Genomic DNA, 22,732 nt, shown 5'->3' with positions numbered 1-22,732 from the left:
GAACGTCGTGAGTCTCATCACCATCAGCGACTATCAATCCCTGCCTTCGCGGGGATGACGACAACACGAGACGATGGCTGTTCGGCGCCCAAAAAATCGCCGTCTCCTCTTCTTCATTGCACCGACCGGCGGATTGTGGTCGGACACCGCGCGCGGGATGCGAAGGGATTGAAGTGGCGAGCGATCCGGTCATGGCGAGCAGGTACGACGCCGGCGCGGTCGCGGCGCAGTGGCTCACCGACTATTGCGGCGACCGGCCGAAGGGCGACGTGCTGTGCACCGCGCGCGGGGCCGACCAGGCGGCGTGGCTGATCGCGCTGGAGGAGCTGGCCGGCATCGGCGGCGGCGCGCTGGACGAGACGCGCGAACGGGTGCAGCGCCACGCCAGCGACATCGGTACGGGCTTCCGCGTCGCCGGCGAGGTCGCCGAACGCCCCTGGCCGTTGTCGCCGGTTCCGCTGCTGATCGGTCGCGACGCGTGGAGCCGGATCGCCCACGGCGTCGCCCAGCGCGCCGACCTGCTCGAGACGATCGTGGCCGACATCTACGGCACAGGACGCCTGATAGCGCAGGGCCACCTGCCTGCCGCCATCGTTACCGGCAGCCCGCACTTCCTGCGTCCGATGGTGGGCCTGACCCCGCCGGGTGGGCGGCACCTGCATTTCTATGCGGTCGATCTGTGTCGTGGCCCGGCGGGCGATTGGCGGGTGCTGGCCGATCATGTCCGCGCGCCTGTCGGGGCGGGCTATGCGCTGGAGAACCGGCTGGCGGTGGCGCGGACGCTGGGCGGATTGCAGTCGCGCCTGAACGTCGAGCGGCACGCGCCCTTCTTCGCCGCCTTCCGCGAAGGGCTCGCCGCGGTCTGCCGCCGCGCCGAGCCACGTATCGGCCTGCTGACCCCGGGCCGCTTCAGCCCGAGCTATGCCGAACAGGCGCACCTCGCCCGCTATCTCGGCTTCCTGTTGGTCGAGGGCGCCGACCTGGCAGTGCGCGAAGATCAGCTCTACGTCCGCACCATTGCCGGCCTCAAGCGGATCGACGCCCTGTGGCGCCGCGTCGACCCGCGCTTGCTCGATCCGCTGGCGTTCGATTCGACGTCGCAGATCGGCGTCGCGGGGCTCATCGACGCGATGGCGACCGGCAATGTCGTGCTGTCGTCGGCACCGGGATCGGGCGTCGTCGAAAGCGCCGCGATGAACGCGTTCCTGCCGCAACTGGCGACGCGGTTGACCGGTGCCAGCCTGATCCTGCCCAATGTCGCGACCTGGTGGTGCGGGGGCGCCGCCCAAGCCGCGGAGGTGCGCGACAATCTCGACCGCATGGTCATCGCGCCGGCGTTCGACACCGTGCCCTTGGGCCTGCCTGGGGGTCGCCCGACGTTGGGCAGCGATCTCGACGCCGATGCGCGTGCACTGCTGCTGGCCGATCTCGAGCGGCGCCCACAGGACTATGTGGGGCAGGAGGTCGTCCGCCTGTCGACCATGCCGGTCGTCGCCGACGGTGCCCTTGCCCCGCGCCCCTTTACCTTGCGTGTCTTCGCGGCGCGCGACGCCGCGGGGCGGTGGACCGTGCTGCCCGGCGGCTTCGCCCGTATCGGTGAGCATCCCGACGAGCGCGCGGCGATCATGGGCGAGGGGAATTGGTCCGCCGACGTCTGCATCCACGGTCCCGAACCGGTCGCCAACGTCTCGCTGCTGCCACCCGCCGACACCGTGCACCTGCGCCGCAATCCCGGCACGCTGCCCAGCCGGGTCGCCGACAACCTGTTCTGGCTGGGGCGCTATCTGGAGCGTGGCGAGGCACTGCTCGGCGCGATCCGCGTGCTGCTCGGCCATTCGATCGGCGCCGACACCGGCGCGGCGCTGTCGCCCGAAACGGTGTGGCGCCTGGTCGGCCTGATCACCGCGGCCGGCGCCGCGCCGCCACCCGAGGATATTGCCCGCCCCGACCTCGTCCGCTTCGCCCGCACCGCGCTGGAGGCGGAAGAGGGGTACAGCGTCCGCATGGTCAACCGCCAGGCGCGCATCATCGGCGAAGGCTCGCGCGACCGGCTGTCGGCGGACATGATCCGCCTGCTCGACGCGCCGCATCCGACCCGTGGCCATCTGCTCGACCGCGCCGGCTCGCTCCAGCGACGCTATGCCGCGCTGGCCGGACTGTCGGCCGAGCATATGGGACGCAGCGACGGCTGGCGGTTTCACGACCTCGGCCGCCGGATCGAGCGCGCGGCGACCGTCGCCTCGGCGGTGCGCGCGCTGGGCGGCGCCCGGGCGAGTGCCGACGACCTGTCGACCCTGCTCGACCTTGCCAACAGCCAGATCAGCTATCGCCAGCGCTATCTGACCGGCATCGCCCGCGTGCCGGTGCTCGATCTCGTTGCGCTCGATCCCGGCAATCCGCGCGGCATCGCCTATCAGGTCGACGCGATTGCCGATCATCTGCGCCGCCTGCCGGTGCTCGACGATGACGGCCTCGCCGAGCCGCAGCAGGCGCTGGCGACCGAACTTGTCGCGCGCGTCTCCACACTGCGCGCCGTCGATATCGATGACGATGCGATGACCGACATCGGCAACCGTCTGTTCGCGCTGTCGAGCGCGATCGCGCGCCGCTATTTCCTGCAGGGTGCCGAGCCGCTGCGTGCCGCGGGATTGACGCTCGCATGATGCGCTATGCCATCCGCCACGTCACGCGGTTCGACTATGCCGCGCCGGTCGGCTTCGCGCGCTGCAACCTGCGGCTGAAGCCGATCCTGTGGTCGGGACAGGAACTGGTCGATTACGACCTGACGATCGAGCCCGGCGGCCGGACGCATCCCGCGCGCGCCGAGGCGGGCCTTGCCAATGTCACGCGGCTGGTGGTCGAAAGCCCCGCGCGGTCGCTGACCATCACCAGCAGCGCACGCGTGATCGTCGACCGGCCGATCCCGGTGCCGTCGTCGTCCGACCCGACGCTGGGACAGGTCGCCGCGCTTGCCCGCGCCAGCCGCGACATGGGCGCGGCGAGTCCGGCCGCCTACCTCTTCCCCAGCCCGCGCATCCCGCTCGACCCCGTCATCCGCGACTGGTGCCTGGCCGACCTCGACCCCGACCGCGGTGCGCTGGAGGCGGGCATAGCGCTCGCCCGGCGCATCCAGTCCGAATTCGCCTTCGACCCTGCCGCGACTCTGGTCGACACGCCCCCGCGCGAGGCGTTCAATGCGCGGGGCGGGGTGTGCCAGGACTTTGCGCAGATCATGATCACGGGCCTGCGCGCCGCCGGGCTGCCCGCAGCCTATTGCTCGGGCTATCTGCGCACCCTGCCGCCGCCGGGGCAGGAGCGGCTGGTCGGCGCCGATGCCACGCATGCCTGGGTGCTGCTGTGGTGCGGGCCGGATCACGGATGGGTCGGCGTCGATCCGACCAACGGCATCTGGATGGCCGAGGATCACGTCGTCATGGCGATCGGCCGCGACTATGCCGACATCGCGCCGATCGACGGGGTGGTGCTGGGCTCCGGCGCGCAGAAGATGCACGTATCGGTCGATGTGGAGCCGCTGGCGGGCGCGGACACGCATCCGTGAGCGATTTCGAATTCGTCTTCGCGCTGTACGGATTGCTGCTCGGCCTGTCGCTCGCCGAAGTGCTGGGCGGCCTTGCGCGCACGATCGAGGTGCGGCTGCGAACCGGGTCGACCATGCGCGTCGGCTGGCTCACGCCCCTGCTCGGTGCGTTCGTCCTGCTGGATTTGCTCTCCTTCTGGCGCGCGGCGTGGCTGGTCCGCGAGACGATACTGGTATCGGGGCACGCGCTGCTCGCCGTGACCGCCTTTGCCAGCGCCTATTATCTGGCGGCCCATCTGGTGTTCCCGCGGGATATCCAGGCGGACACCGATCTCGATGCCCATTTCCACCGTATCCGCCGTGTGGTGATCGGCATCCTGCTCGTGCTGCTTGGCTGTCAGATGGCATGGTATGCGATGGTGCCGGCAATCTCGCCGCAGCTTTTCAGACCCTGGTCGTTGGGAATGACGCTGTTGCTTGCGGTGCTGATGATCGCGGCAATGGGGACGCGCTCCGACCGCTGGTCCCGGATCGTGATGGCGGCGCTGGTGGCGCGCTATGTCGGGGCGTATCTGGTTTTCTAGCAACGCGCGACGCGGGCCGATCAGCGCCACCCCGCATCCACAAAATAATCGTGGCCCGTCATCATCCGCGCATCGTCCGATGCCAGGAACAGCGCCAGCGCCGCCACATCCGCCGGCTGGATACGCCCATCCAGGCACTGCGCCGCCACGATCTCCGCTTCCCCTTCGGGCGTGTACCATTTCTCCTGTCGCGGGGTCTGTACGTTGCCCGGCACGATCGTATTCACCCGGATGCCGTGCCGCCCGAGATCGCGGGCCAATGCCCGCGTCATGCCCTCGATCGCCGCCTTGGCGGTCTGGTAGAGCACCAGGTCCGGCAGCCCGAGGTGCCAGCTGATCGACCCCAGGTTCAGGATCACGCCCCGCCCGGCCGCCTTCATCCCCGGCACGACCGCCTGCGCCGCAAAGAATTTGTGCCGCAGGTTCACCGCGAGCCGCTCTTCCCAATAGGCAGGCGTCACCGTCTCGACCGTGTGCCGGTCGTCGTTCGCGGCATTGTTGACCAGCACGTCGACCGGCCCGATCGCGGCGAAGGCGGCCTGAAGGGCGGCGGTGTCGGTCAGGTCGCAGCGGTGATAGGTCGCCCCCGTGCGCGCCGCGACCGCGCTGCCATCCGCGACGTCGAGGAAATCGACCTGGGCCCCTTGCCCTGCAAACGCCTCGACGAAGCCCTCGCCGATCCCCGATGCGCCGCCGGTCACGATCACGCGGCGCCCGTTCAGGCTCGGATAGGTCGCCCCGGTCATGCCAGCAGCCCCCGCTTCGCCAGGTTCGTCATCAACGCCCCGATCCCCACGTCCCACCGCGGCGCGTCGGGACAGTGCACCACATGGTTGATCAACGTCCCGAGCCGCGGGTTGGCGATCGTCACCACATCGCCCGGCCTGTGCGTGAAGCCGCGACCCGGCGCATCGCGGTCCTCGGTCGGTGCGAACAGGGTTCCGCAGAACAGCGCGAAGCCGTCCGGGTAATCATGCTGGCTCAGTGCCTGCCGCGCGAGCTCGGCGGGATCGCGACTGATCTGGTCCATCGAATTGATGCCGTTCAGCGTATAGCCCTCCGGCCCGTCGATCCGCAGCGTGATCTGTGCCGCGCGCACGTCGTCGAGCGTGTAGCCGGCATCGAACAGGCGGATGAACGGCCCGACCGCCGTCGCCGCGCGATTGTCCTTCGCCTTGCCGAGCAGCAGCGCCGACCGTCCCTCGAAATCGCGCAGATTGACGTCGTTGCCCAGCGTCGCGCCGACGATCTCGCCGCCCGGCGCAACGATCAGCACGACCTCGGGCTCCGGATTGTTCCAGGCCGAATCATCGCGCACGCCGATCGCCGCGCCGGCACCGACCGACGACAGCGGCGGGCCCTTCGTGAAGATCTCCGCATCCGGACCGATCGCGACCTCCAGATATTGCGACCACAGCCCGTCGTCGATCAGCGCAGCCTTGAGCGCCGCCGCCTCGTTCGATCCCGGTACGACCGATCGCAGCGATCCACCGATCCGATCCTCCAGCCGCGCGCGCACTTCCCCGGCTGCCGTCGCATCGCCCCGCGCGGCTTCCTCGATCACGCGCTCGAGTGCCGAATTGGCGAAGGTGACCCCCGCTGCCTTGATGCACTGCAGGTCGATCGGGCTGAGCAACGTACCGTCGATCGTATCGAGCGCGCCGATCGCGTCGCCGCCGTCATACCGGCCGCCCGCGATCAGCTGTGCCACGGTCGGCGCGGCGCGGCTCATGTCGTAAGCGATGCCGCCGCGGACGGCGACCGGGGTCGGTCCGTCGCCCCGATCGACCCGCCCGATCAGCAACGCGTCGCGCCAGTCGTCGGGCAGCAGGGTGGCGTCGATCGGCATCGTCCTCTCCGCGTCGTGGTAGCGCTAACGTGTGCGGTGACAGAAGGCGGGCGTCAAGGTCGCGCGATGCGCGCCGCGAGCCACCGCGCCGCTCCGTCGGGCGACTGCTTGTCCGTATCGCGGTCGACCAGATAATTCGCCTCGCGCATCGCGGCGACGGGGATGGCGTTCAGCAGCGGGCGCAGGGCATTGGCGAATCTCGCGTCCCCGGCCCGCTTCGGCGCGAGCAGCAGGATCGCATCATAGCGCGGGATGGCCCCGCGGGTGTCGCGGAGCACCGTCAGTGCGTCGGCAGCAATCCGGCCGTCCGAGGAGAAAGCGGAAATGACGTCGGCCTGCCCGGTCGCCAGCGCCTGGTACATGAAGCTCGGGGCATAGGCGCGGGCGCTGGCGAAGCGCATCGGATAGGCGCGCCGCACCGCCGCCCATTCCGGCCGGTCGAGGAATTCCAGGTCGCTCGCCAGTCGCAACCGCGGCGACGCGCGGGCAAGGTCGTCCAGCGTCGTGATTCCCGCCGCCCGTGCCGCATCGCCACGCATCGCAAAGGCATAGGCATTCTCGAACCCCAGCGTTCCGAGCATCCGCACACCGCCGGTTGCCTGCGCCCAGCGTGCGATCTCGGGCAGCATTTCGGTCGCGGGCGGGGCGGTGTCGCGCTTCATCTCGCTCGCCCAGATCGTGCCGGCGTAATCGACGTACACATCGATCGCCCCCGTCTTCAGCGCGCCATAGGCGACCGCCGAGCCCAACCCTTCGCGATACGCGACGTCATACCCCGCCGCCTGCAACCGCGCGCCGATCAGCCGGGCGAGGATGAATTGTTCCGAGAAGTTCTTGGCACCGACCACCACGGTCGGCCGCGCCGGCGCCAGGCGGGGCAGGGCGGCGACGCCTGCGCCCACGACCAGCAGCGCGAGCGCGCTCATCCACAGCCATCGCCGGCGCGTCGCGACGCCGCGCTCGGCCAGCCCCAGCAGCGCATCGACCGCCAGCGCCAGCCCGGCCGACGCGATGCAGCCGGCCAGCACCAGGGGCCAGCTCTGCGTCTGAAGCCCTGAAAAGATCAGGTCGCCGAGACTCGGCTGGCCGACCGTCGTCGCGAGCGTCGCCGCGCCGATCGTCCACACCGCCGCCGTCCGGATGCCCGCCATCAGCACCGGCAGCACCAAAGGCGCCTCCACCCACAGCAATTTCTGCCGCGCGGTCATGCCGACCCCGTCGGCCGCCTCGATCACCGCAGGGTCGATGCCCGCCAGCCCGGTCACGCCGTTCCGCAGGATCGGCAGCAATGCATAGAGCGACAGCGCGAGCAGCGAGGGCAGGAAGCCAAGCGGTGGCAGACCGAGCCAGAGCAGCAGCGGAAAGAACAGCGCGAGCAGCGCCAGTGCGGGGATCGTCTGGACCAGGCTCGCAAACCCCAGCGCCACGCGCGCCACCGCCGCGCTGCGGGCGGCGAGGAGGATCGTCGGCAGCGCGAGCGCGAGGCCGAGCAGCAGCGCGGCGAACGACAGCAGCAGGTGGCTCGCCAGCAGGTCGGGCACGCGGGCGAAGGCGGCGGTCATGCGCTCAACCCCTCCAGCGCGCGGATCTGGCGGCGGGGAACATCGACCAGTTCCTGCGCCTCGGCACCGCCTTCGCCCGCGATCAGCGCGGCCGGGGTTTCATCCGCCACGATCCGGCCGCTCGCCATCACCAGCACGCGGTCGCTGAGCAACAGCGCCTCGGCCATGTCGTGCGTCACTATCAGCGTCGTCAGTCCCAACCGGTCGTGCAGCCCCCGCACCGCGCGGCCCAGCGTATCGCGGGTCATCGGATCGAGCGCGCCGAAGGGTTCGTCCATCAGCAGCAGCGTCGCCTCGGCCGCCAGCGCGCGCGCGACCCCGACGCGCTGGCGTTGCCCGCCCGACAGCGCGTCGGGGCGGCGGCGGCCGATCTCGCGCGGCAGCTCGACCAGATCGAGCAAGGCGTCGACGCGCGCAGCATCGGTCCGGCCGGCGAGGCGCAGCGGGATCGCGATATTCTCGGCAACGGTCAGATGCGGGAACAGTCCGACGCCCTGGAAGACATAGCCGATTCGCCGCCGCAGCCCGTGCGCAGGCTCGGCGTCGACCAGCTGGCCGTCGATCAGCACCCGGCCGGCGGTCGGTGTCACCAGCCGGTTGACGGTCTTGAGCAGCGTCGACTTGCCCGACCCCGATCGCCCGACCAGCGCGACGAAGCTGCCCGCCGCGATGTCGAGCGTGACGGCATCGACCGCGACCGTCCCGCCGGGATAGGCGACGGTCACACCGTCGAAGGCAATTACGCTGGGCATCGGGGGCAGAGTGCGCGATGCTGGGCGTGAAGGCAAAGGGAGAGGTGCGGGCGTGCAGGCGATCTTCATCACCGGCGGGGCGTCGGGCATCGGCCAGGCGATCGCCAAGCGGTTCGCCGCCGAGGGCTGGCGGATCGGCCTGGCCGACGTCGATGTGTCCGGGCTGGCGGCAACGGCCGCGATGCTGCCGGCGGGTGCGGACACCTATGTCATGGACGTCCGCGACCGCGATGCCTGGGTGGCCGCGCTCGACGATTTCACGGCCAAGGCCGGGCGGCTCGACGTGTTGGCGAACAATGCCGGCATTCCGCTGGGCGGCCCTCTGGCGGAGGCGCCGTTCGACGAGATCGACCGGACGGTCGCGATCAACCTGACCGGCGTCCTCAACGGCGCGCGGATCGGCCATGCGTATCTGAAGCGCACGCCGGGATCGTGCCTGCTCAACACCGCGTCGGCCTCGGCGATCTACGGTTCGGCGGGTCTGGCCACCTATTCCGCGACCAAATTCGGCGTGCGCGCGCTGACCGAAGCGCTGGACGGTGAATGGGCCGCCGACGGCATTCGTGTGCGGGGGCTGGTGCCGGCGTTCATCGATACGCCGCTGCTGGCGCATCCGACCTCAGGCTCGAACCGATCGATCCGCGAGACGGTTACGGGGGCGGGACTGGAACTGTCCCCGGTCGAGGATGTGGCCAAGGCGGCCTGGGCGGCCGTCCATGGCGACGCGCTGTTCGTCTATGTGGGAAAGACCGCGCATCGGCTGCGGTTTGCGGCGCGGTGGATGCCGGGACGGTTGCGGAAGATGATGCGGCGCGGGCGGCCGGGGATCAGCGATAGCTGATCCCGGACTCGCCACGGCGGGCAGCGGGGGCGCGGAGCGGCCCCGTCTGACGGCGTGGCGCAAGAAAAGCCATCTTGCCCATGCTCCCCGCCGGCGGGAGCCCAGAGCCACGAAGGGCGCCGCTCGGCAACCTTGGGCTCCCGCCTGCGCGGGAGCACGGGGCGGGTGGCGGCACTGTCGTCCTGCGTCGCTGCTCTATCAAGGCCGCTTCCATTACCCGGTGCCCCGGCGGAGGCCGGGGCCCAGTTGCACTGACAGAGCGATGGCACGAACCAGTGCCGGTCTGCGCCTGGGCCCCGGCCTCCGCCGGGGCACGGTGGGTTGCAATGTTGGGAATTCGTTTGCTTGACTGCGGCTCGGACGGGACTTGCTCGCTCACGCTCTTTGACGTTGCCGAGCACATCTGTGCGCGCAACTTTGACCCTCTCGTCATGGCGAGAAACGGTACCGCCACCTGCACGCGCGAAAACCCGCTTTTGGCGTGAACTTCGTGACCTTCGCCGCGAGACTGGACGTCTCGTGCTCCGGCCTGCCCCGGAGCACGGGAACTCAGGAAGGATTGGCCCCAGCATGAGCAAAGCTCATGCCGTCGGACGGCGCCCTAAGGGGCGCCGCCGGCCGGCCGGGCTGGCGGCGTCGGCGCTGCCGACGCCGGTCGCAGCCGTTATTCGGCTGCGACTCCAGCCCGGCTGAACATATCCCCTCCTTGATCCCCGACGTCCTCGTTCGCCGCCGGCGCCGACGCCTTCGCCTTCTGGCGCTTGTCGAAGCTCGACCACACGTCGTTCCACTGGCCGCGCGTCGCGCCCTTCGAATATTCGGTCGCGCGCTGTTCGAAGAAGTTCGCATGCTCCACGCCGTTCAGCAGCGGGGCGAGCCAGGGCAGCGGGTGTTCCTTGATCATGTACATCGGCTTCAGGCCCAACTGCCCGAGGCGCCAGTCGGCGATGTAGCGGATGTAGCGCTTGATCTCCTCCGCGGTCATGCCGTTCACCGGACCCGCCTCGAACGCCAGGTCGATGAAGGCGTCCTCCAGGTCGACCGTCGTGTGGCACATGTCGCGGATGTCCTTCTTGACGGACGCGGTCAGGCAGTCGCGCTCCTTCACGAAGGTGTGGAACAGCTTGATGATGCCTTCGCAGTGCAGGCTTTCGTCGCGCACCGACCAGCTGACGATCTGGCCCATGCCTTTCATCTTGTTGAAGCGCGGGAAGTTCATCAGCATCGCGAACGACGCGAACAGCTGCAGCCCTTCGGTGAAGCCGCCGAACATGGCGAGCGTCTTGGCGATGTCCTCGTCGGTATCGACGCCGAAGTTCTGCAGATAGTCGTGCTTGTCCTTCATCTCGGCATATTCGAGGAACATGCCATATTCGCTCTCGGGCATGCCGATCGTGTCGAGCAGGTGGCTGTACGCCGCGATATGCACCGTCTCCATGTTCGAGAAGGCGGCGAGCATCATCTTGATCTCGGTCGGCTTGAACACCCGGCCGTATTTCTCGTGGTAGCAGTCCTGCACCTCGACGTCGGCCTGGGTGAAGAAGCGGAAGATTTGCGTCAGCAGGTTGCGCTCGTGATCGGTCAGCTTCTGCGCCCAGTCGCGGCAGTCCTCACCCAGCGGCACTTCTTCGGGCATCCAGTGGATCTGCTGCTGGCGCTTCCAGAATTCATAGGCCCAAGGATATTCGAAGGGCTTGTAGGTCTTGCGGGCGGAGGTGAGGGACATGGGGGTTACTCCGGAAGAAGTTCGTTAAGGTGAAAGATCATGCTGCCTGTGATTATCAGGCCAAAAAATAGAGAGCCGATGCCGTACAAGATGGGCCATCCGCGGTTCCACCACCGGGGCTGTCGGCTCCGCAAGTCATGCATGCCCAGCGTCAACAGGCCAATGCCGATGACCAGGAAGAATATCGACATTGCAATTTCGCTGCTCATCCCTCCACGCTCCACTGCCACATGGCGGCGGCGCTCATGGCCAGCACGACGCCGCCGGACAGCGCCATGATGCCGACCATGCGGAAGGCGTAGACCTGGCCCGCCGTCCGCGGACGGGTGAGCGCTAGGAGCAGGCCGATGCCGAGCAGCGCGAAGACGGCGGCGACGGCAAACATGATGATGCTCTGTAGCGGCATCAGCGCACTCCGCCCCTTGCCACGCCGTCAGACGAGACCGGCGTTGCCGGCCCCGCTGCCCGACGTGGCGTCTCCTCGCTTTGCTGACGCAAACCGAGGGCGCCCGCACCGAACATGATGATGCTCTGGAGCGGCATCACCACCGCTCCCGCCGGGTGACATAGACCGTCTTCGTCTGGCGCGCGCCGACGCCGAACACGACGATGCCGAGGAAATAGCCGAAGTCGTACCAGCCGCCGTTGTTGGGCACGGCATAGACAGCGACATCGGGCAGGAAGAGCGACAACACCCAGGCGACCGGGAAGATGAACCCGTGCCACAGCCCGAGCAGGAAGCCGGGCGTGTCGGGCGCCGTGCTCACGGCCGACGCCACCTGCGTCGCGCAGGCCGACAGGCTGAGCAGTGCGAGCGGGGCGAGGTGCCTGATGCGGGTCATGCAGCCAACGCCCGCCCCGCGCGTTTGCCGCTCGAACCCAACACAGGAGATCTGACATGGCCGATGCAAGCGCGATCAAGGAACATATGGAAGTCATCGGCGCCGATGGCGTCCACGTCGGCACCGTCGACCGCGTCGAGGGCGACCGCATCAAGCTGACCAAGAAGGATTCGGGCGCGCAGATCGAAGGCGCCGAGGGAAGCCATGAAGGGCATCACCACTTCATCTCGCTCGGCCTGGTCGCCGACGTCGAGGGCGACAAGGTGCGGCTGAGCGCCAACGCCGACGTCGCGGTGACGTTCGAGGAAGAAGAGAACGCCGGCTGAGGCTCCCTCCCTCTCCCATCGGGAGAGGGAGGGAGCCGCGTAGCGGCGGAAGGGTGAGGGCAGTGTGGGTCATGCCATGCTGCCCTTTTCCTTAAGCGCAACGGCGATGTCAGCAACGACGCCGTCCAGGTTTTCCATCACGTCGTCGTTCGCATAGCGAACCACACGAAAGCCCTCACGTCCGATGAACGTCGAGCGTCCGTCGTCACGTGGCCCCGCGTCTGCATGGGTATCGCCATCGACTTCGATCACCAGTCGCTCCGAGAAACACAATATATCGGCGTAGAAGCGGCCGATCGGCGCCTGATGCCGCCATTTGAGTATTGGGAAGGCGGTTCTCAGGGCACGCAGTAGCCGACGTTCCGGTTCGGGCGCATCACGACGAAGCTGCCGCGCACGATCCACGGTGCCGCTCGGGCGACCTTCGTATAGCCGCACGTCGCCCTCACCCTTCCCACGTCGCTGCGCAACGCGGGCCCCTTCCCTCTCTCCCATCGGGAGAGGGAGGGAGGCGCGAAGCGCCGGAAGGGTGAGGGCGACTAGCCGGTTCACCTTACTGACACGCCAGACACTCGTCGTAATCCGTGCTCTCGCCCAGATTGAACTGCGGCTTGGCGAGCGTGTTGTCCGCCTCCACGCCGCCCTGGCCCTCGCTACCCGCGAAGCCCGCACGCTGGATCGACTTCGAACGCAGGTAATAGAGCGACTTGATGCCCAGCTCCCAGGCGCGGAAGTGGAGCATCAGCAGGTCCCACTTCTCGACGTCGGCGGGGATGAACAGGTTCAGCGACTGCGCCTGGTCGATGTAGGGCGTGCGGTCGCCGGCGAGTTCGAGCAGCCAGCGCTGGTCGATCTCGAAGCTGGTCTTGAACGTCGCCTTCTCGTCGTCCGACAGGAAATCGAGGTGCTGGACCGACCCGCCATGCTCCAGGATCGAGTTCCAGATCGCATCGCTGTTCTTGGACTTTTCCTTGAGCAGCTTTTCGAGGTGAACGTTCTTGACGCTGGTCGAACCCGACAGCGTCTTGTGCGTGTAGATGTTCGCCGGAATCGGTTCGATGCAGGCGCTGGTGCCACCGCAGATGATGCTGATCGACGCGGTCGGCGCGATCGCCATCTTGCAGCTGAAGCGCTCCATCACGCCCATGTCGGCCGCGTCCGGGCACGCGCCGCGCTCGACCGCGAGCTGCATCGACGCCTGGTCGACTGCGCTGCGGACATGCTTGAAGATGCGCAGGTTCCACGACTTGGCCATCGCGCCTTCCATCGGCAGGCCGCGCGCCTGGAGGAAGCTGTGGAAGCCCATCACGCCCAGGCCCACCGAGCGTTCGCGCGCGGCGGAATAGGCGGCCTTTTCCATGCCCGGCTCGGCCCGGTCGATATAGTCCTGCAGCACGTTGTCGAGGAAGCGCATCACATCCTCGATGAAGCCCTTCTCGTCCTTCCACTGATCCCAGGTTTCGAGATTCAGCGACGAGAGGCAGCACACCGCAGTACGCTCGTTGCCCAGGTGATCCTTGCCGGTCGGCAGCGTGATTTCCGAGCAGAGGTTCGACGTCGAAACCTTGAGCCCGAGGTCGCGATGATGCTTGGGCATCGTGTTGTTCACGGTGTCGGAGAACACGATGTAGGGCTCACCCGTGGCGAGGCGCGTTTCGACCAGCTTCTGGAACAGGCTGCGCGCATCGACCTTGCCGCGAACGCTGCCGTCCTTCGGCGACGTCAGCTCCCATTCGGCGCCGTCGCGCACCGCTTCCATGAAGGCGTCGGGAATCAGCACGCCGTGGTGCAGGTTCAGTGCCTTGCGGTTGAAGTCGCCCGAAGGCTTGCGGATCTCGAGGAACTCCTCGATCTCCGGGTGCGAGATGTCGAGGTAGCAGGCGGCCGACCCGCGACGCAGCGAGCCCTGGCTGATCGCGAGCGTCAGCGAATCCATCACGCGGACGAACGGGATGATGCCGCTGGTCTTGCCGTTGAGGCCGACCGGCTCGCCGATCCCGCGGACGTTGCCCCAATAGGTGCCGATGCCGCCACCGCGCGAGGCGAGCCAGACATTCTCGTTCCAGGTGTCGACGATGCCGTTCAGGCTGTCGGGGACCGAGTTGAGGAAGCAGCTGATCGGCAGGCCGCGGCCGGTGCCGCCGTTCGACAGCACGGGCGTCGCCGGCATGAACCACAGGCGGCTGATATAATCATAGATGCGCTGGGCGTGCGCCGCGTCGTCGGCATAGGCCGAGGCGACGCGGACGAACAGATCCTGGAAGCTTTCGCCCGGCAGCAGGTAGCGGTCCTTGAGCGTATCCTTGCCGAATTCGGTCAGCAGCGCGTCGCGGCTGTGATCGACCTCGACCGGATAGGGCGTCGCGATATGGCGCGAATCGCGATTGGTCGCAGTGGCCGTGGCATTCGTCTCGGCCGGGGTTTCGATGGTCGTCGCGTCCGTCACATCGCTCTCCGCAGTGTCTCTGAAATCCATCGCGCCGTCCCTTACTCAGCTGCCGGAGACGACTCGTCATCCCCGGTCTTCTATCATCGGATGGCCCCAGAACAAAACGGGACCATTTTGGTGGCAAAGGGCATGAAATGGTGTCCACGTGATATAAGGTCACGCGACGAAATCACCAAGGCTTGGGCCAGCCCCCTGACACAACCACAACAGATTGTGGCTAATTGCGTTGCAAGGCAAGCCGGTGCGTGCGGATTTGACGTAACGGTTCGTCGCTCAAATGACTCGTTTCGCGGATGCCTCATCGCGCGACGCGTGGACTTTCCTAGCCTTCTGGAAACGCAAGAGTGCGCAGCCGGAACGAAAAAAATTTTGCTGTGGATCAGCTGTGCACAGCTATCGATTGTGGCCTGCCGGTTCCGATCCTAGCATCCGTCCGAAGACAGGGGAGACAGCGGTATGCGGACGGCATTGATCGGGATCATGGCGATGACCGCGCCGGTGGCAGTGCAGGCGCAGGCCCGCGCGCCGGTGATCGTCGAGATGCCCTTGTCGGACCTGTCGGCGCGGATCGCCAGTGGGCAATTGACGTCGGAGGCCGCGACGCGCGCCTACCTTGCCCGTATTGCCGCGATGGACCGCACCGGCCCGACGCTGCGCAGTGTCATCGCGGTCAATCCCGATGCGATCGCCCAGGCGCGCGCCGCCGATGCGCGGGCGAAGGCCAAACGGCGGCTGGGCCCCCTCGACGGGGTGCCGATTCTGGTCAAGGACAATATCGAAACGCTCGACCCGGTGGCGACGACCGCGGGCAGCCTGGCGTTGAAGGACAATGTCACGCGCCGCGATGCGCCGGTCGTCGCGCGCCTGCGGGCGGCCGGGGCGGTGATCCTGGGCAAGGCCAACCTCAGCGAATGGGCGAACATCCGCTCCAACCGGTCGATGAGCGGGTGGAGCGCGGTCGGCGGACTGGTGCGCAATCCTTATGCGCTCGACCGCACGGCGTGCGGATCGTCGTCTGGATCGGGGGCAGCGGTAGCGGCGAGCTTCGCCGCGGCGGCCTTGGGCACCGAAACCGACGGGTCGGTCGTCTGTCCCTCGGCGATCAACGGCCTCGTCGGGTTGAAGCCGACGGTGGGCGCGGTCAGCCGGACGCACGTCGTGCCGATCAGCCACAGTCAGGATACGCCCGGGCCGATGGCGCGCAGCGTGCGCGATGCCGCGATGCTCTATACGGCGATGATCGGCAGCGACGCGGCGGACGTCGCGACGAAGGACGCCGACGCCCACCGTGTCGACTATGCCGCCGGTCTGTCGGAGGGGGCGCTGAAGGGTGTCCGCGTTGCGGTACTGCGGCCCGACATGACGCCCGACCTGACCGCGCGGTTCGATGCGGCACTCGCCGTCTTGCGGGCCGCCGGCGCGACCCTGGTCGACGTCCAGCGCCCGCCGACGCCCGGCCTTGGCGCGGCCGAGCAACTGGTGCTCTACACGGAGCTGAAGGCAGACCTCGACGCCTATCTCGCGACGACGCCGGCCGCCGTCCGGACGCGCACGCTCGACCAGGTCATTGCGTTCAACGATGCCAATTCGGGCGCCGAAATGCCGTTCTTCGGACAGGAAACCTTCGTGGCCGCGGCGAAGACCAAGGGCCTGGCCGATCCCGCCTATCGTACCGCGCGGGAGAAGGGTCGGGCGCAGGCTGCGGGCGCGATCGACGCGATGCTGAAGGCGGCCGACGCGCGGCTGATCGTGACGCCCAGCTATGGCGCCGCCTGGCCCAGCGACCCGGTGCATGGCGACCAATCGAGCGACGCCAGCGCCAGCCAGTTGCCGGCGGTGTCAGGCTACCCCCATCTCACGGTACCGATGGGTCTCGTCCGCTCGCTGCCGGTCGGGCTGAGCTTCATCGGACCGGCCTGGAGCGAGCAGACGCTGCTCGCGGCGGGCTATGCCTATGAGGCGCGGGCGATGGCACGCCAGGCGCCGCGCTACCTGCCGAGTGCGGAGGCGGGACCCGGCCTGGAGGGCGCTGTTGCGCCGCGTTCGAGCGTCAGAAGGTAATCCTTCGCGGCAAGGCCGCCGGCAAAGCCGGTCAGCATGCCGTTCGTACCGACGACGCGGTGGCAGGGCGTGACGATCGACACCGGGTTACGCCCGTTCGCGGCACCGACCGCGCGCGCCGCGGTCGGGCGGCCGACCTGGGCGGCGATCTGGGCATAGCTGCGCGTCTCGCCGAACGGGATCGTGTCGAGGGCTGCCCACACCTGACGCTGGAAGGGCGTGCCGCGCGGGTCGAGCGGCAGGTCGAAGCGGGTACGGATGCCCGCGAAATATTCGGCGAGCTGGCTGCTGGCGGCGGCCAGAACCGGGTGGTCGGGGTTCGATTCCGCGTCTTCCAGCACCACGCGGCCGGGGCGGTCGTCTTCCCACAGCACCGCGGCTAGTCCCGCGTCACTGGCGACCAGCGTCAGCGTGCCGACGGGCGAGGGCATGGTGGTGGCGTAGAGCGGCATCTGCGAAGTCCTTTCGCGGCAAGCGTCTTCCCGTGAGCCTCTCGGAGGCGCGCGCACGCGGGAGCACGGTCGGGTTAGCGTTTCTTTTGAGATCCGGCTTCCCACGCCTTGCTTTCAAACCGTCTTGCGACGCGCGCCTGCCACAACAGGATCGCCGGCGCGATACCGAGTTCGATCAGCAGCCCGACCTGATGCCCGGTCGACGGAACGCCGATGCGCAGCAGCGACCAAAGCCGCGCCAGCCCGCCGATGACGGTCAGGAAACCGAGCAGGCGGAGCCGATCGGTCTTGCGCTCGATGGCGGGAATACAGCTGGCATAGGCGATCAGCATCGCAAGAAAGATGCCGGAGACATATCGGAAATGGCTGTCGAGATCGGTCGGGATGACCGGTGGACGGCCCAGGAACTTCGGGCCGCCCACTACGCCTGCGATAGCGGCGGTGAACGGTAGGATCAGCACCACGGCCACAGCGACCTGCAGCGCGCGCTTCTCGACAGTCGGCGTCATCGACGTTCGCGTTCGAGCAACTCGGCGCGGACGTGGATCGCCTTCAGCGAAATGTGGACCTCGATCAGGAACAGCAGCAACCCCAGGGTCAGCAGGATCATCGTGCCGATGAACAGCAGCGCCACCGCCTGGCCGATGTGCAGGTTGACGATCCGCGCGACGAACAGCAGCGCGACGACCATGCAGACCGCGACCGCGCTGGCAACGCACAGGCTGATCGCGGCGCTGATGACGCCGATCCGGCGGTCGAGAATCCTGAGTTCCCAGACGTGGCGGTCGTGCTCCGGCCCGGTCGAGCGGGGGTGCAACGCCTCCAACGCGCGCGTGCGATCGATGATGCGCGCCAGACGGCCGGCCAGGACGTTCAGGATCGCGCCGATGCCGGCCAGCAGGAACACGGGCGCGATCGCGGTCTGTATGGTCGCGGCGACGGTCGACAGGCCGGGGGCGAAGGTCATGGGCGCAAACCTAGATTGATCGTGCGAAAGGGGCAACGTCCCTCACGCCTTGGTAACCGTTGGACGACTAGGGCCTGTGCGATGACCAAACCCGTGCCGATCGCCGAATTCACGCGTCAGCCGGCCGTTTGCCGTGCGCGGACGGACGAGGGGCTGCCGTTTGCGATCGACCGGGTGGCGGAGCGGGCGGCGGAGACCCACCGCTTCCTGCGCCGGCAATGGTTTCGTGCCGCGATCGAAAGCTATGGCGGCGACCCGCGCACGGTGTTGGTCGAGCGTGACGGCACGCCGCTGCTCGCCGTGCCGATCGTCCCCGCCGGACCGCGGTCGCTGAAGCTCGTCCAGGTGCCGGGCGCCTATTGGCCGTTCCGAAGCTTTCCCGTGCGCGAAGCGACCCCGGCGAGCATCTATACGCTGGCACTCGACGAAATCGCCGCCCACGCCAACGCCCTGCGGATCGGGCCCGTCTATGACGACGATGCGAGTACAGCGCCGCTGCTCGCCGCCGCGCGGGCGGCCGGTTGGACCGTCCTGCCGCGCTACATCGCGACGAGCTTCTTGCTCGACATCGTGGCCGCACGGGCGGCCGGACCCTGGCCGCGCACGTCGACGCTAAAGAAGAACCGCTTTCACGAGAAGCATCTGGGTGCCTATGGCCGGCTCGACTGGGACTTTCACAGCGGCGAGGATTGGACGCCCAGGCTGTTCGATGCGCTGGCCGACGTCGAGCGCGCGAGCTGGGTCGACAGCGATACCGACGGTCGCGATGCGAAGTTCCTGAAGACGGGGCATGGAGCGTTCTGGCGCGCGGCGGCAGCCGATCCGGTGCTCGCCGACATGATGTGGGCGGCAGTGCTGCGGGTCGATCACCGGCCGGTCGCCTTCTCCTTCGATATCAATACCGGCACGCGGAAATACGCGATCGCCAACAGCTATGCGACCTGGGCGGGCAAACATTCGCCGGGCAAATTGCTATATTATCGCAACCTGAGCCGCGCGGCCGACGATGGCATCACGACCGTCGACTGGGGCGCGGGCGACGGCGGGTACAAAGCGACGATCGGCGCCGAGCAGGGGGCGACGATTCGCGACTGGCTACTGTTGCGCCCCGGCCTGCCCGCCACGATCGGCAAGCTGTTCGCCGGGGTCTGGCGCCGGAGCGGCAATCGCGCTTAAGCTATCCGCTGGCCGCCAGTCCGGCCGGGAGGATGCGATGACGATCGTCAGCCTGCGCGGCGCCGCCAAGGCGTTCGGCGCGACCGAGGTTTTGCGAGGCATCGACCTGGAGACGCGCGACGGCGAGTTTCTGGTGCTGGTCGGCCCGTCGGGCTGCGGCAAGTCGACGTTGCTGCGTGCGATCGCGGGCCTGGAGGATCTCGACGCCGGCGACGTGCTGATCGGCGGGGAGCGGGTCAACGACCGCTCGCCCAGCGACCGCGGCATCGCGATGGTGTTCCAGTCCTACGCGCTCTACCCGCACATGACGGTCGCCGAGAACATGGGCTTTGCGCTGAAGCTGGCGAAGGTGCCGCGTGCTGAGGTCGATGCGGCGGTCGCGCAAGCGGCCGAGACGCTGGGGATCGCGCATCTGCTCGACCGCAAACCCGCGGCGCTGTCGGGCGGGCAGCGCCAGCGAGTCGCGATCGGACGCGCGATCGTCCGCGCGCCCAAAGTGTTCCTGTTCGACGAGCCGCTGTCGAACCTCGACGCCGCGCTCCGGGTCAAGATGCGGTATGAATTTGCCGGACTCCACCGCGCGCTCGGCACGACGATGATCTACGTCACGCACGATCAGGCGGAGGCGATGACGCTGGCCGATCGGATCGTGGTCCTGAACGGCGGGCAGGTCGAGCAGGTCGGCACGCCGATGGAGCTGTACGAGGCGCCGGCGAACCTCTTCGTCGCGGGCTTCATCGGGTCGCCGGCGATGAACCGGCTGGCGGGCACCCTGGTGTCGGCGGCGACGGCCCGGGCGACGGTTCAGGTCGGAACGCGGACGATCGAGGCAGCCGTCGATGCCCGCGGTGCGCCGCCGGGCAGCGCCGTGACATTGGGGGTGCGCCCCGAACGGCTCGACGCCGGTGCGGACGGGCTGCGCGCCCGCGTTCGCTTCGTCGAGATGCTCGGCGGGTCGAGCATCGTCCATTACGATCTCGACGGGGTCGATGCGGAGCCGCTCGTCCGGCAGATCACTGGCAATGCGGACGTCGCGGTGGGCGATGTCGTGGCGCTGTCGGTTGCGCCGGAGCACGTCCATCTGTTCGATGCCGACGGCCGCGCCTTTCCCCGGATTGCGCCAGCACAGGCGGCTGCCTGAACCTGTCGAAATCACTTGAACAGCAACTTTGTAACCGGTTACGGTCGATCCATGGGAGCGGGGATGAAGCGGGCAACGGCCACTATTCGCGATGTCGCGCGGGAAGCCGATGTGTCGGTCGCCTCCGCCTCGCGCGCGCTCAACGGGCATAGCAATGTCACCGCCAAGACCCGCGAACGTGTCATTGCCGCGGCGGAGAAGCTGTCCTACGTGCCCCACCTGGGCGCGCGCAGCCTGACGATGGCGCGGACGAACACGATCGGGGTCGTGCTGCCCGACCTGTTCGGCGAATTCTTTTCCGAAGTCATCCGCGGGATCGATCGTGCAGCGCATGCCGAGGGGCTGCAGCTGCTGCTGTCGAACATGCACGGCGATGCCAGCGAGACGACCCAGGCGATCCGGGCAATGCGCGGGCGGGTCGATGGGCTGCTGGTCATGTCGCCGGGGATCGACGCCGATTTCCTGGCCGCGCACCTTCCCGCCGGTCTGCCGACCGTGGTCCTCGGCAGCCGGATCGAGGGCGAGGCGCACAGCTCGATCGCGATCGATAACGAAGGCGGTGCGCGGGCGATGGTCGCGCATCTGGCGGCGTGCGGATACCGCCGCGTCGCGATGATCTCCGGCCCCGCCGGCAACAGCGATTCCGAGGGGCGCTGTGCGGGCTTTCGGTCTGCCGTGGCGGAATTGCTGGGCGACCAGCATCCGGTCGTCCTGCCGGGGGACTTCACCGAAGAGGCCGGCCACGCCGCCGGTGCTGCGATCCTGGCCGATCGGCGCGGGATCGACGCGGTGTTCGCGGCCAATGACATGATGGCGGTCGGCTGTATGGCGGCACTGTCGGCAGCGGGGATCGTGGTCCCCGACCAGATCGCGGTCGCCGGCTTCGACGATGTGCCGATCGCCCGCTACGTCCAGCCACCGCTGACGACGATGCGCGTCCATATCGCGGAGATGGGGTCGCGGGCGTTCGAGACCCTGAAGGCGCTGATCGCCAACGCCGATGGGTCGGCGCCCGCCCCGCAGACGCTGGAGCCCGAATTGGTCGTCCGCCTGTCGACGCGCGCGCCCGGCTGATGCCTGTCGGCCGCCGCCAGCTGCTAAGCCTCGCCGCAGGGGGCGCGCTGGCGCTCGGCGGGTGCGGCGCGGGGCGGACGGCGGCAACGATCGATTTCTGGGCGATGGGTAACGAGGCCGCAGCGGTCGAACCGCTGTTGCGCGCGTTCGAAGAAGCGAATCCCGGGACGCATGTGCGGCTGCAGGCGCTGCCCTGGTCGGCGGCGCATGAGAAACTACTGACGGGCTTCGCCGGCGGGTCGCTGCCGCATATCGCGCAGGTCGGGAATACCTGGCTGGCGGAGCTTGCCGCGATCGGGGCGCTGGCACCGCTTCAGGGCGACACGCGCTGGCTGACGCAGGATGCCTTTCCGGCGGTCACCGAGACCAATCGAATCGATGGGCGGCTGATGGCCGTGCCCTGGTATGTCGACACGCGATTGCAGTTCGTGCGTACCGATCTCGTCACGCAGGCGGGGTATCCGACGATGCCGAGCGATTGGACGAACTGGAAGCGCGCGCTCGTCGCCCTCCAGCGCCGGGCGGGGCGCGGCGACCATGCTATCCTGCTGCCGCTCAACGAATTCGAACAGTTGCTGACCTTTGCCCTGCAACAGCCCGATCCATTGCTACGCGACGAGGGCACGCGCGGGAATTTTGCATCGGTCGGCTTCCAGAGCGCGCTCGACTTCTATGTGTCGCTGTTCCGTGATGGCCTTGCGCCGCAAGTCTCGTCGACGACGATCGCCAACATCTGGAATGAATTCGCCCGCGGTAGCTTCGCGGTCTTCCTGTCGGGGCCGTGGACGGTGCGCGAGCTGACCGTGCGACGAGGGGCGGCGTTTGCCGATCGATGGGCGACGATGACGATGCCGGGGCCGGACGGGCCGGGGGCATCGGCGCCGGGCGGGTCGAGCCTCGTCCTTTTCGATCACGCGCGCGATCGGGCGGATGCGGCGGCGCTGGTGCGCTATCTGGCCACGCCGGCGGTGCAGGCGCGTTTCCATGCGCTGTCCGACGACCTGCCCGCACGGCCGAGCGCCTGGGCGGCGGAAGGACTGACCAACGACCCGCGGATGGCGCCGTACGCCGCACAGCTCGCCCGCGCGCGGCCGGTGCCCAAGGTGCCGGAATGGGAGCGGATCGTCACGGAGATGCAGCGCGTCGCCGAACTGGCGGTGGCAGGCACGCTGACGATCCCTGCGGCAGCGGCGGAGATCGACCGGCGTGCGGACCGGTTGCTCGCAAAGCGGCGGTGGATGCGCGACAAGGGGCGGGCGGCGTGACTTTCGTCCTGTCCCGTACCCCGGCGAAGGCCGGCGCCCACTCGCAATGGAATCGCAACGGCACGGCGCCTTCGCTTGTCCGCCGGACCTCGACCCCGGCCTTCGCCGGGATACGCGTTCCCAGCCA

General features: G+C 68.3%; 22 protein-coding genes. 10 read left to right on the top strand and 12 right to left on the bottom strand.

The features are described 5' to 3' along the window. The first annotated feature begins 173 nt into the window (after positions 1-173). From JW805_13240 to JW805_13230, 3 genes are read left to right on the top strand one after another with little or no spacing between them, the layout of a single operon-like run. Complete coding sequence (locus JW805_13240; GenBank protein MBN2972982.1) at positions 174-2,663, top strand: circularly permuted type 2 ATP-grasp protein; 2,490 nt, start codon at positions 174-176, stop codon at positions 2,661-2,663. Further along, positions 2,660-3,559: a transglutaminase family protein gene (locus JW805_13235; protein ID MBN2972981.1), complete on the top strand. Its 900-nt coding sequence runs from the start codon at positions 2,660-2,662 to the stop codon at positions 3,557-3,559. Before JW805_13240 ends, JW805_13235 begins: the two co-directional genes overlap by 4 nt. Continuing rightward, positions 3,556-4,122 (top strand): hypothetical protein, encoded by a 567-nt coding sequence (locus JW805_13230; protein ID MBN2972980.1) that lies wholly within the window; start codon positions 3,556-3,558, stop codon positions 4,120-4,122. The genes JW805_13235 and JW805_13230 overlap by 4 nt, the downstream gene beginning before the upstream one ends. A gap of 20 nt (positions 4,123-4,142) precedes the next feature. On the opposite strand, the gene JW805_13225 is transcribed toward JW805_13230, so the two are convergent. From JW805_13225 to JW805_13210, 4 genes are read right to left on the bottom strand one after another with little or no spacing between them, the layout of a single operon-like run. Then, entirely contained in the window at positions 4,143-4,868 is a 726-nt protein-coding gene (locus tag JW805_13225; GenBank protein MBN2972979.1) for an SDR family oxidoreductase, read from the bottom strand. Then, on the bottom strand, positions 4,865-5,971 hold the full coding sequence (locus JW805_13220; protein ID MBN2972978.1) for a fumarylacetoacetate hydrolase family protein: 1,107 nt from the start codon (positions 5,969-5,971) through the stop codon (positions 4,865-4,867). The genes JW805_13225 and JW805_13220 overlap by 4 nt, the downstream gene beginning before the upstream one ends. Positions 5,972-6,024: 53 nt before the next feature. Then, the gene (locus JW805_13215; GenBank protein MBN2972977.1) at positions 6,025-7,533 is read right to left on the bottom strand and encodes an ABC transporter permease subunit; all 1,509 of its coding nucleotides are present in this window, start codon (positions 7,531-7,533) and stop codon (positions 6,025-6,027) included. Next, on the bottom strand, positions 7,530-8,285 hold the full coding sequence (locus JW805_13210) for an ATP-binding cassette domain-containing protein (protein MBN2972976.1): 756 nt from the start codon (positions 8,283-8,285) through the stop codon (positions 7,530-7,532). Before JW805_13210 ends, JW805_13215 begins: the two co-directional genes overlap by 4 nt. 52 nt (positions 8,286-8,337) lie before the next feature. Here JW805_13210 and JW805_13205 point away from each other — a divergent pair, with 52 nt between their 5' ends. Further along, the gene (locus JW805_13205) at positions 8,338-9,126 is read left to right on the top strand and encodes an SDR family oxidoreductase (protein MBN2972975.1); all 789 of its coding nucleotides are present in this window, start codon (positions 8,338-8,340) and stop codon (positions 9,124-9,126) included. A 664-nt stretch (positions 9,127-9,790) separates the two neighbouring features. On the opposite strand, the gene JW805_13200 is transcribed toward JW805_13205, so the two are convergent. The 3 genes from JW805_13200 to JW805_13190 all read right to left on the bottom strand — a co-directional run bounded on the left by JW805_13200 (position 9,791) and on the right by JW805_13190 (position 11,694). Then, positions 9,791-10,852 carry a ribonucleotide-diphosphate reductase subunit beta gene (locus JW805_13200; GenBank protein MBN2972974.1) on the bottom strand — a complete coding sequence of 354 codons (1,062 nt, stop codon included), beginning with the start codon at positions 10,850-10,852 and terminating at the stop codon, positions 9,791-9,793. A 205-nt stretch (positions 10,853-11,057) separates the two neighbouring features. Beyond that, entirely contained in the window at positions 11,058-11,258 is a 201-nt protein-coding gene (locus JW805_13195; GenBank protein ID MBN2972973.1) for a hypothetical protein, read from the bottom strand. A gap of 136 nt (positions 11,259-11,394) precedes the next feature. Beyond that, entirely contained in the window at positions 11,395-11,694 is a 300-nt protein-coding gene (locus tag JW805_13190) for a hypothetical protein (GenBank protein MBN2972972.1), read from the bottom strand. Positions 11,695-11,750: 56 nt separating this feature from the next. Between JW805_13190 and JW805_13185 the strand changes: the two genes are divergently transcribed. Next, a complete protein-coding gene (locus JW805_13185) occupies positions 11,751-12,020 on the top strand; it encodes a DUF2171 domain-containing protein (protein MBN2972971.1) in 270 nt (89 codons plus the stop codon). Between the two features lie 69 nt (positions 12,021-12,089). On the opposite strand, the gene JW805_13180 is transcribed toward JW805_13185, so the two are convergent. Further along, a complete protein-coding gene (locus JW805_13180) occupies positions 12,090-12,425 on the bottom strand; it encodes a DUF559 domain-containing protein (protein MBN2972970.1) in 336 nt (111 codons plus the stop codon). Positions 12,426-12,573: 148 nt separating this feature from the next. Then, the gene (locus tag JW805_13175; protein MBN2972969.1) at positions 12,574-14,496 is read right to left on the bottom strand and encodes a ribonucleoside-diphosphate reductase subunit alpha; all 1,923 of its coding nucleotides are present in this window, start codon (positions 14,494-14,496) and stop codon (positions 12,574-12,576) included. A 459-nt stretch (positions 14,497-14,955) separates the two neighbouring features. On the opposite strand from JW805_13175, the gene JW805_13170 reads away from it, so the two are divergent. Further along, complete coding sequence (locus tag JW805_13170) at positions 14,956-16,530, top strand: amidase (GenBank protein ID MBN2972968.1); 1,575 nt, start codon at positions 14,956-14,958, stop codon at positions 16,528-16,530. Here the strand turns inward: JW805_13170 and JW805_13165 are convergent. From JW805_13165 to JW805_13155, 3 genes are all read right to left on the bottom strand, one after another. Next, the gene (locus JW805_13165; protein MBN2972967.1) at positions 16,458-16,982 is read right to left on the bottom strand and encodes a methylated-DNA--[protein]-cysteine S-methyltransferase; all 525 of its coding nucleotides are present in this window, start codon (positions 16,980-16,982) and stop codon (positions 16,458-16,460) included. The two genes, JW805_13170 and JW805_13165, sit on opposite strands and share 73 nt — an antisense overlap. A 74-nt stretch (positions 16,983-17,056) precedes the next feature. Next, positions 17,057-17,491, bottom strand: a complete 435-nt coding sequence (locus JW805_13160) for a DUF4345 domain-containing protein (GenBank protein ID MBN2972966.1) — start codon at positions 17,489-17,491, stop codon at positions 17,057-17,059. Next, positions 17,488-17,949: a DUF2721 domain-containing protein gene (locus JW805_13155; protein MBN2972965.1), complete on the bottom strand. Its 462-nt coding sequence runs from the start codon at positions 17,947-17,949 to the stop codon at positions 17,488-17,490. Before JW805_13155 ends, JW805_13160 begins: the two co-directional genes overlap by 4 nt. 81 nt (positions 17,950-18,030) lie before the next feature. Here JW805_13155 and JW805_13150 point away from each other — a divergent pair, with 81 nt between their 5' ends. The 4 genes from JW805_13150 to JW805_13135 all read left to right on the top strand — a co-directional run bounded on the left by JW805_13150 (position 18,031) and on the right by JW805_13135 (position 22,605). Next, positions 18,031-19,125 carry a GNAT family N-acetyltransferase gene (locus tag JW805_13150; protein ID MBN2972964.1) on the top strand — a complete coding sequence of 365 codons (1,095 nt, stop codon included), beginning with the start codon at positions 18,031-18,033 and terminating at the stop codon, positions 19,123-19,125. 37 nt (positions 19,126-19,162) lie between these two features. Further along, positions 19,163-20,266 (top strand): sn-glycerol-3-phosphate ABC transporter ATP-binding protein UgpC, encoded by a 1,104-nt coding sequence (gene ugpC, locus JW805_13145; GenBank protein ID MBN2972963.1) that lies wholly within the window; start codon positions 19,163-19,165, stop codon positions 20,264-20,266. Positions 20,267-20,329: 63 nt separating this feature from the next. Continuing rightward, complete coding sequence (locus JW805_13140) at positions 20,330-21,340, top strand: LacI family DNA-binding transcriptional regulator (protein ID MBN2972962.1); 1,011 nt, start codon at positions 20,330-20,332, stop codon at positions 21,338-21,340. Then, entirely contained in the window at positions 21,340-22,605 is a 1,266-nt protein-coding gene (locus tag JW805_13135) for an extracellular solute-binding protein (protein MBN2972961.1), read from the top strand. The genes JW805_13140 and JW805_13135 overlap by 1 nt, the downstream gene beginning before the upstream one ends. Positions 22,606-22,732 lie beyond the last annotated feature (127 nt).

Origin of the sequence: Roseomonas aeriglobus (genome assembly GCA_016937575.1) — a bacterium.
In the GTDB taxonomy this organism is placed as follows: Bacteria; Pseudomonadota; Alphaproteobacteria; order Sphingomonadales; family Sphingomonadaceae; genus Sphingomonas; species Sphingomonas aerigloba.
This window is presented reverse-complemented; position numbering and strand designations above follow the sequence as displayed.